Source organism: Pseudomonas sp. 5C2 (genome assembly GCF_034314155.1).
Classification (GTDB): domain Bacteria; phylum Pseudomonadota; class Gammaproteobacteria; order Pseudomonadales; family Pseudomonadaceae; genus Aquipseudomonas.
In genome coordinates, this window is sequence record NZ_JAVIWH010000002.1 from 886,464 (window position 1) to 900,991 (window position 14,528).

Genomic DNA, 14,528 nt, shown 5'->3' on the forward strand with positions numbered 1-14,528 from the left:
CTTCCTGGCAGTTACAGTCATTGCTGTGTCGACGATGGATGCGCACAATCGCCGTTGGTTTTTGTTTTTGGACGTATTGGCATGTCGCAACAGGTGTTTTTCGCTCACGCTAACGGGTTTCCGTCGGCTACGTATGGCAAATTGTTCGACGCACTGGCGCCGGATTATGCCGTCGCACATCTGGAGCAGCACGCTCACGATCCACGCTTCCCGGTGAACGACAACTGGCTGAATCTGGTCGACGAGCTGATTCATCACCTGCGCCAGCAACCTGAACCTGTGTGGGGCGTAGGACACTCGTTGGGAGGTGTGCTGCACTTTCACGCAGCGTTGCGCTGTCCTGAGCTGTATCGCGGGGTGGTGATGCTCGATTCTCCGGTGCTGACGTGGGTTGACCAGTGGATGATTCGCGCCGCCAAACGCTTTGGTTTCATTGATCGCATCACCCCGGCCGGTCGCACCCTGGGCCGCCGGGAGGCCTTCGCTGACCTGAATGCTGCCCGCACGTATTTCGCCGGCAAGACCTTGTTTCGCGGCTTCGATCCCGAATGTTTAGAGGCCTACCTGCAGCATGGTTTGCAACAGGACGGCGATCAGTTGCGCCTGCGTTTCGACCCAGCGACTGAAATCAGCATTTACCGCAGCGTGCCTCACACGAGTCCCGGTCGGGCGCAGCAGTTGAAAGTGCCACTGGCGGTGGTGCGAGGGCTACGCAGTCGGGTGGTCATGCGTCACCACGCCCATTCGGTGAAACGTATGCCGCAAGGCGAATACCTGTCCATGCCCGGTGGGCATATGTTCCCGCTCGAACGTCCACAAGACACTGCAGCGCTGCTCAAGACCTTGTTCGCTCGCTGGGATGCGCGTTGCGCCGAGCAGGCGTGCGCATGAGCATGCCCGTCGAAGAAGTCCGCCTGAGCCTGCCGCATATTGAATTGGCCGCGCACCTGTTCGGGCCTGAAGACGGTCAGCCGGTGATCGCTTTGCATGGTTGGCTGGACAACGCCAACAGTTTTGCCCGCTTGGCACCGCAGCTCAAAGGCTTGCGTATCGTGGCTCTGGATCTGGCTGGGCATGGTCACTCCGATCATCGTCCGGTGGGTTCCGGTTATACCCTGTGGGACTATGTGCATGACGTGCTGCACGTCGCTGAGCAACTGGGCTGGAAGCGCTTTTCCCTGCTTGGGCATTCATTGGGTGCGATTATCTCGGTGGTGTTGGCGGGTGCGCTGCCTGAGCGTGTGACCCGTCTGGCACTGATCGATGGGGTTATCCCACCAACCGGCGAAGCCAGTCATGCGGCCGAGCGGTTGGGCATGGCCCTGCAAGCACAACTGAACCTGTCGAATAAGCGCAAACCTGTCTACAGCGATCTGGAACGAGCCGTCGAGGCGCGGATGAAAGGGCTGGTTGCCGTCAGTCGTGAAGCGGCAGAACTGCTGGCTCAACGAGGGTTGATGCCAGTGCCGGGAGGGTACACCTGGCGCAGTGATAGCCGGCTGACGCTGGCCTCTCCTATGCGTTTGACTCGTGAGCAGGCCATGGCGTTCGTCAAACGTGTCAGTTGCCCAACCCATCTGGTGGTGGCTGGGCAGGGCATGTTGGTCCAGCACAGCGAACTGCTGTCACAGCTGACTTTCGAGACCACGACCTTGCCTGGCGGCCATCATTTGCATTTGAATGACGAGGAGGGCGCGCGCGCTGTTGCAGACTGTTTCAATCGCTTTTATGCCGTTCCTTGACTTGCAGCAGGCAACTGCCGAGGCTGGGCGGATTGAAATGGGAGATAACGTTGATGGACCTACCTATCGCTGGCACATGCAAGACGATTAACACTGCCCCAACTTTGGCGATCCGATGAGAACACGTATGCGCTTATCCCGTGTTCTTGGCGTGTCGATCTGCGGCTCGCTGCTCAGCGCGATAGCCTGCGCCGCCGACGTGCCTGGCAGCCACGATCTCGAGGGGGTGCCGCGTTTGGCAGATGCTGAAATCGTCGACTATCGGCCCGTCACGGAGCTGGAGCGAATCTACCCGTTGGGTTCGATCCGCAAGATCAGCGGCCAGTTACGCTTCGACGGCCAGATCGGCGCGCGGGGCAATGTCACCTCGGTGACCTACCAACTGCCTGCTGAACACACCTCTGATGAAGCCTTCACAGCCGCCCGTGAAGCCCTGCAGAAGCAGGGCGCCGAGCTGTTGTTCTGGTGCCAGGCCCGTGATTGTGGGGAAAGCAGTCTGTGGGCCAATGAAGTGTTTGGTAACTCTAAATTGTATGGTGCCGATGAGCAGCAAGCTTATTTGCTGTTGCGTCTGGCTGCGCCGAAAAACGATACGTTGGTGGCCTTGTACAGCATCACTCGCGGCAACCGTCGAGCGTACCTGCATGTCGAGCAGTTCAGCGCAGCAGCACCTTTGGGCGACGTGTTGCCGACCTCGGCAACCTTGTTGCGTCAACTCAAGAGTACCGGTGTGCTGAGTCTTCCCAAACTTACCGGTGAGCCGCAGGATGTTTGGGCGACCCTGCTCTCGCGTGGGCTCAACCTGGATGGCAACCTGCGCGTCACCGTGTCCGGGGCAGATGCCGAGGCCTGGCGTCAGGCATTGATTGCCAAGGGCGTACGTGCCGCGCGGATTGAGGCTGGCAGCGGCGAGAAGCCGGGGCTGTTCGTCGAACTTATTCGCTAGAATCACGCGCTCACCGGCCGAGTACTGGCGCTGCAGGGGTTCGCCGTTATGCTCTCATCATTCGTTTTTTCGAGATAACCCGATGCCCAATAATGATCGCCTGTTGGTGCAGCTCCTGCTCCTGGCGCTGTTCGGTGCCAGTTTCTGGGTGATGGCGCCATTCTGGTCGGCGCTGTTCTGGGGGGCGGTGCTGGCCTTCGCCAGTTGGCCGTTGATGCGCCTGGTAACGCGCTGGCTCAATGGCCGTGAAGCGTTGGCGGCGGGGCTGCTGACCTTGATCTGGATGCTGTTGGTGGCATTGCCGTTGGTGTGGCTAGGGTTCAACCTGGCGGACCACATCCGTGACGTGACGCTCTTCATCAAGGACGTGCAGGTCGACGGCCTGCCTGCGCCGCCTGCATGGCTGTCAGGCGTACCGCTCGTGGGCGAGCGGCTGGTGAGGTTCTGGAACACGATCGATGAGCAGGGCGCTGCGGCGATGGCCGCGATCAAGCCCTACTTGGGTCAAGTCGGCAACTGGCTGCTGGCTCGTAGCGCGCAGATCGGTGGCGGGATTCTCGACCTGACCTTGAGTCTGGTGTTCGTGTTCTTCTTCTATCGCGATGGTCCGAGACTGGCGGCATTCGTCTTGAGCCTGCTTGAACGCTTGATCGGCGAGCGTGCCAGTTACTATCTGGACCTGGTGGCGGGTACCGTGCAACGGGTGGTCAATGGCGTGATCGGCACCGCAGCGGCGCAGGCGGTTTTGGCGCTAATCGGCTTTCTGATAGCCGGCATTCCGGGTGCGCTGGTATTAAGCGTTGTCACGTTTCTGCTCAGTCTGGTGCCCATGGGCCCGCCGTTGGTATGGATTCCCGCCACTGCCTGGCTGGCCTGGAAGGGCGAATACGGCATGGCGATTTTTCTCGGCATCTGGGGCACGTTCATCATCAGTGGTGTTGATAACGTACTCAAACCCTACCTGATCAGTCGGGGTTGCAACCTGCCGTTGGTGATCGTTCTGCTTGGGGTGTTTGGCGGTCTGCTGGCATTTGGTTTCATCGGCCTGTTCATCGGCCCGACTTTGCTAGCGGTAGCGTACAGCCTGTTGATCGACTGGACTGCCTCGAAAGACAAAAGGCCTGATACGCCAAGTACCCCATAACCCGTGTTGCACAAGTCGTAACCAAACCCGCCGCGAAACACAGCCTTCGCGACGGGTTTGGTTATCAGGCTGCGACGTTCAGGTGTTTGCCAATGGGCTTGCTGCCGTCTGTTTCATAACGCTGGCTCAGCGCAGCGACCATCTTGCTCAACGCTTCGGCAGCGGCCGTTTTGGCGTTGGCGCTTTGCCCTGTGGTGTCAGTGCCCAGCGCAGAGGACAGTTCGTTGAGGCTGACACTGCCACTGCTGTCGGTATCGAGGTTACTGAACAGCGTGCTGGCATCAGACGTACTGGTACTGGCGGAAGAACCCGTTGTGCTGTTTGTGCTGCTATTGGTGCTGGCGGTGTCCAGCGCGCTGGTCAGTTCATCCTTACTGATACTGCCATCACCGTTAGTGTCCAGTTTGGCCAGCAATTCCTCCTGAAACTTCTTGCTGCTCGCGCTGGCCGTTGTGCTCGAGCTTGAGCTTGTATAGCTCGAATAACTGTTACTGACGCCACTGATCATCGGCTTGACTCCACAGGTTGTTTGGGCTGGTGGCAGTGCACCGGCTTATGAAGCCTCGGGGCGTCAAGTGTCAGGGGTATGTGGGCTTGGTGTCGAGGCTGACACGCACAGTCGCAGCGTCGGATTTTACAGGCGAGGCAGGTCAAGGACGACGGTCAGGCCGCCTCCCAGAGTTTCTTCCAGGTGCAGGTCGCCGCCCATGCGCCGGGCGGCTTCTCGGGCAATGGTCATGCCCATACCGATGCCGCCGGAGTTACGATTACGTGAGCCTTCGACGCGATAGAACGGTTCGAATACCGCCTCACGCAGGACTGCAGCGATCCCGGGCCCTTGATCGCTGATCCGCAGTTGCACCCGTTGTGGGTGATCCTGAATGTCGACATGCGCGTGCCCCGCATAGCGCAGGGCATTATCGATCAGGTTACCCAGGCATGAACGCAACGCCATTGGCTGCGCCATGAACGGTTTGCACTGACCGCTGCTGTGCACGTCATCGCCCTGATCCTGGGCGTTTTCGGTCAGGGATTCGACCAGTGCCTGCACATCGAAAAGCTGCAACGCCTCGCTATTACGCTGTTCGTGCAAGTAGGTCAGGGTGGCATCGAGCATGCCGATCATGTCGTCCAGGTCCTGGCTCATTTGCCCATGCAGCTTCGGTTCGTCGATCTGTTCGAGGCGCAGTTTCAGGCGCGACAGTGGCGTGCGCAGGTCATGAGACATGGCAGCGAGCATACGTCCGCGTTGCTGGACCTGTTCGCGGATGCGCTGCTGCATCAAGTTGAACGTCTGCGCCGCCTGACGCGCCTCACGTGGGCCGCTGACTTCCAACGGTTGGCTGTCGAGGTTCTCGCTCAAGCGCTCGGCCGCCTCACTCATGCGCTGGATCGGTCGGCTGAGGGCTTTTGCTCCGTACCAGGCGGCGGCGACCAAGGTGATTAATTGAAATATCAGCGGCACGACGGGGCCCCCGAACAAGGGCGGCCTTCCTGGTGGGCGCTGCATGGGGGGGTGTGAAGCGTCGAAGCCGGGAGGCGGCTGACCGAATGCGTCCGGCATAAGGGGAGGCGGCGGGGGTGGTCCGTAATGCATGAACCACATGAATGCCAGCACATGCGCCAACAGGATCGCGACCAACGCCCCGCCGAATAGACGGGCGAACAGTGTGTCGGCCGAGCGGATCAACCGATGTCCCTGGCGTCGAACAGATAACCTTCGCCGCGTACAGTTTTGATCAGTTGCGGTGCTCTCGGGTCATCTCCGAGCTTCTGTCGCAGGCGCGATACCAGTAAATCGATGCTGCGGTCGAAGGCTTCTATGGTCCGGCCGCGTGCTGCATCCAGCAATTGCTCACGATTGAGCACGCGCCGTGGGCGTTCAAGAAACACGCGCAGCAGGCGGAACTCGGCGTTGGACAGTGGCACCACCAAGCCATCGGGCGCGGTCAATTGGCGCATTACGCTGTTCAGGCGCCAGGCGTCGAAACGGATGGTGTTGCGCGGCTCGCTTCGGTCGTCGCGCACCCGGCGCAACACAGTCTGGATGCGTGCCACCAGCTCGCGGGGTTCGAAAGGCTTGGCCATGTAGTCGTCGGCACCCAGTTCCAGACCAATGATGCGGTCGGTGGGCTCGCAACGGGCGGTCAGCATCAAAATAGGAATGTCCGATGTACCGCGTAGCCAGCGGCACAGCGATAGGCCGTCTTCACCGGGCAGCATCAGATCCAGTACAACCACGTCGAAGGTCTCTTCGCCGAGCGCCTGGCGCATGGCGCTGCCATCGGTCACGCCGCGGCAGTGGATGTTGAAACGGGCCAGGTAATCGCAAAGAAGTTCGCGTATGGGCACATCGTCGTCAACGATCAGGGCGCGGGTATTCCAGCGGCGTTCATCGGTCGGAGCGTTGTCGATACTGATAGGGCTGACTGCTTGCATGGTACGACTGTCGCCTGAGGTGGCTGCCATCACTGGCCGCGATTGAAGAACAACGCTGCCCGCCATGCTACTTCGCTGGCGCGCGGGGCGGAAGGCTGTTGTGTCCGAGTGTCCGGCGGTTGTCTGGAATGTATCGGGTTGGATACAAAGCCTGACTGTTGTAGCGGTGATGGCATCTTCGCGAAGGATATCCCCCGGTCCTCCTGAGGCCCCCCCCTGTAAATCCCATTGTTTACGCTTTCTTTATGCCCATCCGGGTTCGTCGATCTCGTTCCTTTACACCCTCCCTGCGGACAATGGCTGACACGCGGCAGTTGCCGTACGACGGAGAATTTCCATGAGCGTTCTGGACGGGGTGTCACTGCTGTTGGCGGCAGGGCTGTTCATTTACTTACTGGTGGCGCTGTTACGCGCTAACCGGAATTAGGAGCAGCCATGCACAGTTATGACTATCTACTGATCCTGGCTTTTTTTGCGCTGGTGCTGCTGCCGGCGCCATGGCTAGGACGTTATTACTACCGGGTCATGGAAGGGGAACGAACTTTCTTGACCCCGGTATTGGGTCCGGTCGAGCGCGTCTGTTATCGCCTGTCCGGGGTTGATCCGCAGACCGAACAGAGTTGGAAAAACTACACGTTGGCCTTGCTCGCCTTCAACCTGGCGGGTTTCGTCCTGTTGTTCGCGATTCTGCTGTTCCAGGGCGCTCTGCCGCTCAACCCGCAGCAACTACCGGGAATGGAGTGGTCGCTGGCGTTCAACACAGCAATGAGTTTTGTCACCAACACCAACTGGCAGAACTACAGCGGTGAAGCCTCGCTCAGCTACTTGAGTCAGATGGCTGGCCTGACTGTGCAGAACTTCGTCAGTGCCGCCACCGGCATCGCGGTGCTGATTGCATTTTGCCGTGGCATCAGCCGTCGTTCGACGCAAAATCTGGGTAACTTCTGGGCCGATATGACCCGCGCCACCCTCTACGGGCTGCTGCCGTTGTGTCTGGTGCTGGCCTTGTTTCTGGTCTGGCAGGGCGTTCCGCAAACCTTCGCTCATTACGTGGACGCGGTGACCCTGCAAGGCGCCAATCAGAGCATCCCGTTGGGGCCGGCGGCCAGCCAGATCGCGATCAAGCAACTGGGCACCAACGGTGGTGGTTTCTTCGGGGTCAACTCGGCGCATCCGTTCGAGAACCCGACAGCCTGGAGCAACCTGTTCGAGCTGGTATCAATCATTCTGATTCCGGTGGCGCTGGTGTTCACCTTCGGTAACTACGTCAAAGACATGCGTCAAAGCAAGGCCATCATGGCGTGCATGCTGACCCTGTTTCTGGTCGGTGGCGCGACGGCGATGTGGGCCGAGTATCAACCGAACCCGACCCTGAATATCGCGTCGGTCGAGCAAACCGCACCGATGGAAGGCAAGGAAAGCCGTTTCGGTACCACCGGCAGCGTGCTCTGGACCGCGACCACCACCGCTGCGTCCAATGGTTCGGTCAACGCGATGCACGATAGCCTCAACCCGCTGACCGGCATGGTGGCGCTGGTCAACATGATGGTCGGCGAAGTGATCTTCGGCGGGGTTGGCGCGGGTCTCTACGGCATGCTCCTCAATGTATTGATCGCGGTATTCCTTGCCGGTCTGATGATCGGACGCACCCCTGAGTACCTGGGCAAAAAGCTACAAGCCAGGGAAGTTCAGCTACTGGTCGCGACCTTGCTGGTGATGCCCGTTGGTGTGCTGGTATTCGGCGCTTTGGCCGCGAGCTTGCCGGGACCGATGGCGGCGGTCAGTAATCCGGGTCCACATGGTTTCAGTCAGTTGTTGTATGCCTACACCTCAGCCACCGCCAACAACGGTTCGGCGTTCGCCGGGTACAGCGCGAACACCTTGTTCCATAACTTGATGCTCAGCCTGTCGATGTTCCTCGGTCGCTTTGGTTACATTCTGCCGGTGCTGGCGCTGGCTGGCAGCCTGGCGGCGAAAAAGACCGCACCCTTGGGCCTGAATAGCTTCCCGACCCATGGCACGTTATTCGTCACCCTGTTGACGATGACCATTTTGTTGATTGGTGGCTTGAACTTCTTGCCGACATTGGCGCTGGGGCCGATTGCCGAACACCTGAGCATGGGCTTCTGAGGAACAGATCATGAATATGCCAACGCAAGTAACCAAAATCGCTGAAAAACAACCCGTGGCTGAACACACAGCGCATGCCAGCAAAAGTGTCACGCTATCGGCGTTATGGCGCCCGGCACTGGTGCAAGCGTTCGTCAAGCTTGATCCACGCCAGTTGCAGCGTGCGCCCGTCATGCTGGTGGTCGAACTGACTGCCATCTTGACGACCTTTCTGTGCCTGGTGCCTGATCCTCAGGTGCCGACCTCGGTAGCGGTGCAAATCGCTATCTGGTTGTGGTTCACCGTACTGTTCGCCAACTTTGCGGAAGCGCTGGCCGAAGGTCGTGGCAAGGCCCGCGCCGATAGCCTTAAGGCCGGTAGCGAAGGCCTCAAGGCACGGCTCAAGGATGATGGCGGAACCTTCCGCATGGTCGAAGCCAGCCGCCTGCGTAAAGGCGATGTGGTCCGCGTCGAAGTGGGCGAGATGATCCCCGGTGACGGGGAGGTCATCGAAGGTATAGCCGCCGTCAACGAGGCAGCGATTACGGGCGAATCCGCACCGGTGATTCGCGAGTCGGGCGGCGATCGTTCAGCGGTCACCGGCAATACCCGGCTGGTGTCCGACTGGTTGTTGGTGCGTATCACCGCCAACCCAGGCGAGTCCACTCTGGATCGAATGATTGCGCTGGTGGAAGGTGCCAAACGGCAGAAAACCCCCAACGAAATTGCGCTGGATATTCTGCTGATCGGCTTGACCCTGATCTTCTTGCTGGTGGTGGTGACGTTGCAGCCATTCGCCCACTTCGCAGGCGGTAGTTTACCGCTGGTGTTTTTGGTGGCGCTGCTGGTGACCTTGATTCCGACCACCATCGGTGGCTTGTTGTCGGCCATTGGTATTGCCGGGATGGACCGTCTGGTCAGGCTCAATGTCATCGCCAAATCCGGTCGTGCAGTGGAAGCCGCCGGTGACGTGCACGTGTTGCTGCTGGACAAGACCGGCACCATCACTTTCGGCAACCGCCGCTGCACCGCGATACACCCCGCGCCGGGTGTCAGCGCCAAGGAGTTGGGTGAGGGCGCGTTGTTGGCCTCGCTGGCGGATGATACGGCTGAAGGCAAGTCGATTGTCGAATACCTGCGTGAGCTGCACCCGATGGTCGAACCCAATGTCGCGACGCTGACACCGGTAGCGTTCAGCGCTGAAACCCGCTTGTCCGGGGTCGACTATCAAGGCCGGGTTTATCGTAAAGGCGCGGTGGATTCGCTGTTGGCATTCATTGATGTCAAACGCACGGACCTGATGCCAGCGCTGGTCCGGGAAGTCGAAAAGATCGCCAAAACCGGGGGCACGCCGCTCCTGGTGTGCGTGGACGGCAAGTTGCTGGGCGTGATCCACCTCAAGGACGTTGTCAAACCAGGCATCCGTGAGCGGTTCGCCGAATTGCGCAAGCTGGGGATTCGCACGGTCATGGTGACAGGCGACAACCCATTGACCGCAGCCGCGATTGCCGCTGAAGCCGGGGTCGATGACGTTCTGGCCGAAGCGACCCCAGAGAAAAAGCTGGAGCGCATTCGTCTGGAGCAGAACGACGGTCGTTTGGTCGCAATGTGTGGCGACGGTGCCAACGATGCCCCTGCCTTGGCACAGGCTGACGTTGGCATGGCGATGAACGATGGCACTCAGGCGGCGCGTGAGGCGGCGAACATGGTCGACCTCGACAGCGACCCGACCAAACTGCTGGATGTGGTGCAGATCGGCAAGGAATTGCTGGTGACACGCGGCGCCTTGACCACCTTCTCTATTGCCAACGACGTGGCCAAGTACTTCGCGATCCTGCCTGCGTTGTTCGCTTCGATCTACCCGCAGTTGGGGGTGCTCAATGTCATGCACCTGGCCAGTCCGCAGAGCGCCATTCTCTCGGCCATTGTATTCAACGCGTTGATCATCGTGGTGCTGATCCCGCTGGCGCTACGTGGCGTGCGTGTGCAGGCAGCCAGTGCGGCTCATCTGTTGCGCCGCAACTTGTTGATCTATGGCCTGGGCGGGATTGTTGTGCCGTTCGTGGGGATCAAGCTGATCGACATGTTGCTCACCGGGTTGCATCTGGTTTAAGCGAGTTACCTTCGCCGTGCTCGACAGGGGGCGGCGTTCACACTGATTGAGGATTCGATGATGTCGACTGTATTGCGTCCGGCCCTGAGCCTGATCGTTTTAATGACCTTGATCACCGGCGTGGCGTACCCGCTGGTGGTCACCGGGATTGCCCAAGTGGCGTTCCCTGTTCAAGCCAATGGCAGCCTGTTACGCGACACCCATGGTACCGTGCGTGGTTCTGAGCTGATCTCGCAGAATTTTACCGGTGATGGCTGGTTCCACTCACGTCCCTCTGCCGGGGCCTTTGCCACGGTATCGAGCAGTGCCAGCAACCTGTCGCCGAGCAACCCGGCGCTCGCCGCGCGGGTCGCGGCGGACGTCGCCAATGAGGTGGTTCCCGGGCAAGGCGCGGTACCTTTGGCCTTGCTGACGACCTCGGGCAGCGGCCTGGACCCACACTTGCCGCCCGAAGCCGTGGCCTATCAGGTAGCGCGCGTTGCCGCTGCGCGTAATCTGTCGACGACAACGGTGCAACGACTGGTGAATGAAAACACCTATCGGCCACTGATTGGCCCACCCGTGGTAAACGTGTTGACCTTGAATCAAACCTTGAATGAGTTACCTTCTGCGCAATTGTGATGCGAGAGCAACTATGAGTAACGCTGGTCGAGCCGATGCACTATTAGCCGATCTGCCCCGAGAAGGTCGCGGGCGGCTCAAGGTATTTCTCGGCGCCGCGCCGGGGGTGGGCAAAACTTACGCCATGCTCCAGGCGGCCCATGCGCAGTTGCACCAGGGCGTGCAGGTCGTGGCGGGCGTGGTGGAAACCCATGGCCGGGCCGAAACCGAAGCGTTGCTCAGCGGTTTGCCACAACAACCAATGGTGCGCTCGGAATACCGTGGCGTCACACTGGAAGAAATGGACCTGGATGGCCTGCTCAAGGCCGCACCGACACTGGTGCTGGTCGACGAACTGGCCCATAGCAATGCACCCGGCAGCCGCCACACCAAGCGTTGGCAAGACATTCAGGAATTGCTCGCGGCGGGGATCAATGTCTACACCACCGTTAACGTCCAGCATCTGGAAAGCCTCAATGATCAGGTGCGCGGTATCACCGGGGTGCAGGTCCGCGAAACCTTGCCCGACTGGGTGTTGCAGGAAGCCTATGAGCTGGTGCTGATCGACCTGCCTCCGCGTGAGCTGCTGGAGCGGTTGCGTGACGGCAAGGTTTATGTGCCAGAGCAGGCCAGGGCAGCCATTGATGCGTATTTCACCCAGACCAACCTGACGGCGTTGCGCGAGTTGGCGATGCAGACCGCAGCGGCTCAGGTCGATGATGATCTAGCCTTGGGTTACCGTCAGTTGGGTCAGGCCGCGCCCGCAGTACGCGGTCGATTGCTGGTGGGTATCGACGGTGATGCCCAGGCCGAGCGTCTGGTGCGACATGCCAGTCGGGTGGCGCAACGTCGGCATCTGCCCTGGAGTCTGGTGCATGTCGATAACGGCAAGGTCATCAATGAACAGGCCCGGATGCGCCTGCAAAACGCCCAACAGCTTGCAGAGCGCCTTGGCGGCGAAGTGGTGTTGCTGCGCGCGGGTGAAGTGGCAAAAACCCTGATCCAACATGCAGCCGAGCGGCGCGCAAGCCTGGTGCTGGTGGGTCAATCGCGTCTATGTTTGCGCAGACGGCTGTTTGGCGGTGGTCTGGCGGCACGCTTGCTGCGCGATGCCCATGGCCTTGAAATCAATGTGCTCGACAGTGAAGCTCAGCCAGATCAGCCGCGCTCGCATTCGACCCGCGCAGTCGTCTGGTTCGATTATGGTCTGGCATTGATTGCCACGGTTCTGGCCACTGCCTTGGCTTGGGGAGTGGCAAGTGTGCTGGCGCTGCCGAACATCTCCCTGGTATTCCTCGCGGCGGTGTTGTTGGTGGCGGTGCGTAGCAGTCTCGGTCCGGCGCTGGCCTGTGCGGCGCTGTCGTTTCTGGCCTACGACTTCCTCTTCATCCCTCCTATATTCTCGTTCAGCATCCAGCGTGAAGAAGATGTGCTGACGCTGTTGTTTTTTCTGTTGATGGCAGCCTTGACCGGCAACCTGGCTGCTCGGCAGCGTCGGCAGTTGGAGGCCTTGCGCGACACTCAGGAGGAAACCAGCGAATTGCTCGACTTGTCGCGCAAACTCACGGCCGCCACTGATCGTCAGGCGGTATTGAGTGCTGCCGAGCAACATCTGAATGGCTGGAAAGAGCTACAGGTGTGCCTGCTCAATCGAGACGGGCATAACGGCTGGAAGGTCGAAGTCGGCAGCCCCTTACAGCTTTCTGAAACCGAACGTGCTGCAGCGGACTGGGCGTGGCAACACGATCAGCCCGCGGGGTTGGGTACGGGCACTTTACCGCTGGGTCGTTGGTGGTGGTGGCCGCTGTCGATGGAAGAGGGGCCCTTGGCATTGCTCGGTGTTTGCCCGCGTGAGGGGCAACCATTTACCGACCAGCGTCGGCGCCTGCTGACCGCGCTCAGCCAACCACTGGCGCAGGCGCTGGCTCGGGCGCAACTGGCTGAAGAGCTGGAGGCCGCACGTCTGCACGGTGAAACCGAACAGCTGCGCAGTGCTTTGCTGGCCTCGGTGTCCCACGACCTGCGCACCCCCTTGACCGCCATGCGCGGCGGTATCGACAGTTTGCTGGCATTGGGCGAGGCGATTCCCCTGGAAGACCGCCGCGAGTTGCTTGAAGGCACCCGCGACGAGGCCGAGCGTCTGGATCGTTATATCCAGAACTTGCTGGACATGACGCGCCTGGGCCATGGCGCGTTGAAGCTGGCGCGGGACTGGGTGTCTCCCGGCGACATCGTCGGCAGCGCCCTCAATCGCTTGCGCACGGTGCTGGCGCCCTTGCAGGTCAGCACTCACGTGCCGGCGGATTTGCCGCTGCTTTTCGTGCACGCCGCGCTGATCGAGCAGGCGCTGGTCAACGTGCTGGAAAACGCCGCACGTTTTTCGCCGTCGCAGGGGCGTTTGCGGGTGGAGGCTGGCGCCAGTGACAACGAATTATTTTTCTCCGTGAGCGACGAAGGACCGGGGATTCCCGAAGCCGAACGGGCGAAGATTTTCGACATGTTCTACACCGCAGCGCGGGGTGACCGGGGCGGGCAGGGTACAGGTCTGGGCTTGGCGATCTGCCAAGGTATGGTGGGTGCCCATGGCGGAAGGATTACCGTCGCGGATGGCATCGACGGGCGAGGTACCTGTATCACCTTGCACCTACCCCTGCAGACTCAGCCTGAAGCAGAAATGGAGCACACGCGGTGATGGCGTCTTGGGTTACGCTTGTTGTTTATTGTGAAACGGCAAGGCAACCATGAGCCAGACCTCGACCATCCTGGTGATTGATGATGAGCCGCAGATCCGCAAGTTTCTGCGCATCAGCCTGGCCTCGCAAGGCTACAAAGTGCTTGAAGCCAGTACCGGTACCGAAGGCTTGAGCCAGGCTGCATTGAACAAGCCGGACCTGCTGGTGCTTGACCTCGGTCTGCCGGACATGGACGGCCAGGACGTGCTGCGGGCGTTTCGTGAATGGTCGACAGTGCCGGTACTGGTGCTGTCGGTACGCGCCAGTGAGGGACAGAAAGTCCAGGCGCTGGACAACGGCGCCAACGATTACGTGACTAAACCGTTCGGTATTCAAGAGTTTCTGGCGCGGGTCCGTGCGTTATTGCGTCAGGCGCCCAGCGGTGAGGCACAGGAAGCAGCGCTGATATTCGGGCCACTGACAGTGGATCTGGCCTATCGGCGGGTGTTGCTCGACGGTGTTGAAGTGGGGCTGACACGCAAGGAATACGCGGTGCTGGCGCAACTGGCCCGGTATCCAGGGCGAGTCATCACCCAGCAGCAGTTACTCAAGGATATCTGGGGTCCAACCCATACCGAAGACAGTCACTACCTGCGCATTGTCGTCGGCCATCTGCGCCAGAAACTGGTCGACGACCCGACCGATCCGCGCTTCATCGTGACTGAAGCCGGGGTGGGGTATCGGTTGCGGGAGCGTTAAATCT

General features: G+C 60.2%; 13 protein-coding genes. 10 read left to right on the top strand and 3 right to left on the bottom strand.

Going from position 1 to position 14,528, the window contains the following annotated elements:
- The first annotated feature begins 81 nt into the window (after positions 1-81).
- The 4 genes from RGU44_RS04770 to RGU44_RS04785 all read left to right on the top strand — a co-directional run bounded on the left by RGU44_RS04770 (position 82) and on the right by RGU44_RS04785 (position 3,832).
- Positions 82-891, top strand: a complete 810-nt coding sequence (locus tag RGU44_RS04770) for an alpha/beta hydrolase (RefSeq protein WP_322215886.1) — start codon at positions 82-84, stop codon at positions 889-891.
- A complete protein-coding gene (locus tag RGU44_RS04775; RefSeq protein WP_322215888.1) occupies positions 888-1,742 on the top strand; it encodes an alpha/beta hydrolase in 855 nt (284 codons plus the stop codon). Before RGU44_RS04770 ends, RGU44_RS04775 begins: the two co-directional genes overlap by 4 nt.
- A gap of 127 nt (positions 1,743-1,869) precedes the next feature.
- Positions 1,870-2,688, top strand: coding sequence for a DUF4892 domain-containing protein (locus tag RGU44_RS04780; RefSeq protein ID WP_322215890.1), 819 nt, complete (start codon positions 1,870-1,872; stop codon positions 2,686-2,688).
- 82 nt (positions 2,689-2,770) lie between these two features.
- Positions 2,771-3,832 carry an AI-2E family transporter gene (locus RGU44_RS04785; RefSeq protein WP_322215892.1) on the top strand — a complete coding sequence of 354 codons (1,062 nt, stop codon included), beginning with the start codon at positions 2,771-2,773 and terminating at the stop codon, positions 3,830-3,832.
- 64 nt (positions 3,833-3,896) lie between these two features.
- Here the strand turns inward: RGU44_RS04785 and RGU44_RS04790 are convergent, their stop codons facing one another.
- From RGU44_RS04790 to RGU44_RS04800, 3 genes are all read right to left on the bottom strand, one after another.
- Complete coding sequence (locus tag RGU44_RS04790) at positions 3,897-4,340, bottom strand: EF-hand domain-containing protein (RefSeq protein ID WP_322215895.1); 444 nt, start codon at positions 4,338-4,340, stop codon at positions 3,897-3,899.
- Positions 4,341-4,466: 126 nt separating this feature from the next.
- Positions 4,467-5,522, bottom strand: coding sequence for a HAMP domain-containing sensor histidine kinase (locus tag RGU44_RS04795; protein WP_322215897.1), 1,056 nt, complete (start codon positions 5,520-5,522; stop codon positions 4,467-4,469).
- Positions 5,519-6,271: a response regulator gene (locus RGU44_RS04800; protein WP_322217746.1), complete on the bottom strand. Its 753-nt coding sequence runs from the start codon at positions 6,269-6,271 to the stop codon at positions 5,519-5,521. Before RGU44_RS04800 ends, RGU44_RS04795 begins: the two co-directional genes overlap by 4 nt.
- A gap of 337 nt (positions 6,272-6,608) precedes the next feature.
- On the opposite strand from RGU44_RS04800, the gene kdpF reads away from it, so the two are divergent.
- Genes kdpF through RGU44_RS04830 form a run of 6 tightly spaced genes read left to right on the top strand, consistent with a single transcriptional unit; the run spans position 6,609 to position 14,524 of the window.
- Positions 6,609-6,698: a K(+)-transporting ATPase subunit F gene (gene kdpF / locus RGU44_RS04805; RefSeq protein WP_322179516.1), complete on the top strand. Its 90-nt coding sequence runs from the start codon at positions 6,609-6,611 to the stop codon at positions 6,696-6,698.
- 8 nt (positions 6,699-6,706) lie between these two features.
- Entirely contained in the window at positions 6,707-8,401 is a 1,695-nt protein-coding gene (kdpA, locus tag RGU44_RS04810) for a potassium-transporting ATPase subunit KdpA (RefSeq protein ID WP_322215899.1), read from the top strand.
- A 10-nt stretch (positions 8,402-8,411) separates the two neighbouring features.
- Positions 8,412-10,493: a potassium-transporting ATPase subunit KdpB gene (kdpB, locus tag RGU44_RS04815; RefSeq protein ID WP_322179514.1), complete on the top strand. Its 2,082-nt coding sequence runs from the start codon at positions 8,412-8,414 to the stop codon at positions 10,491-10,493.
- Between the two features lie 60 nt (positions 10,494-10,553).
- On the top strand, positions 10,554-11,114 hold the full coding sequence (kdpC, locus tag RGU44_RS04820; protein WP_322179513.1) for a potassium-transporting ATPase subunit KdpC: 561 nt from the start codon (positions 10,554-10,556) through the stop codon (positions 11,112-11,114).
- Positions 11,115-11,127: 13 nt separating this feature from the next.
- Entirely contained in the window at positions 11,128-13,785 is a 2,658-nt protein-coding gene (locus RGU44_RS04825) for a sensor histidine kinase KdpD (RefSeq protein WP_322215901.1), read from the top strand.
- Positions 13,786-13,834: 49 nt separating this feature from the next.
- Positions 13,835-14,524, top strand: coding sequence for a response regulator (locus RGU44_RS04830; protein WP_322179511.1), 690 nt, complete (start codon positions 13,835-13,837; stop codon positions 14,522-14,524).
- The last annotated feature ends 4 nt before the right edge of the window (positions 14,525-14,528 follow it).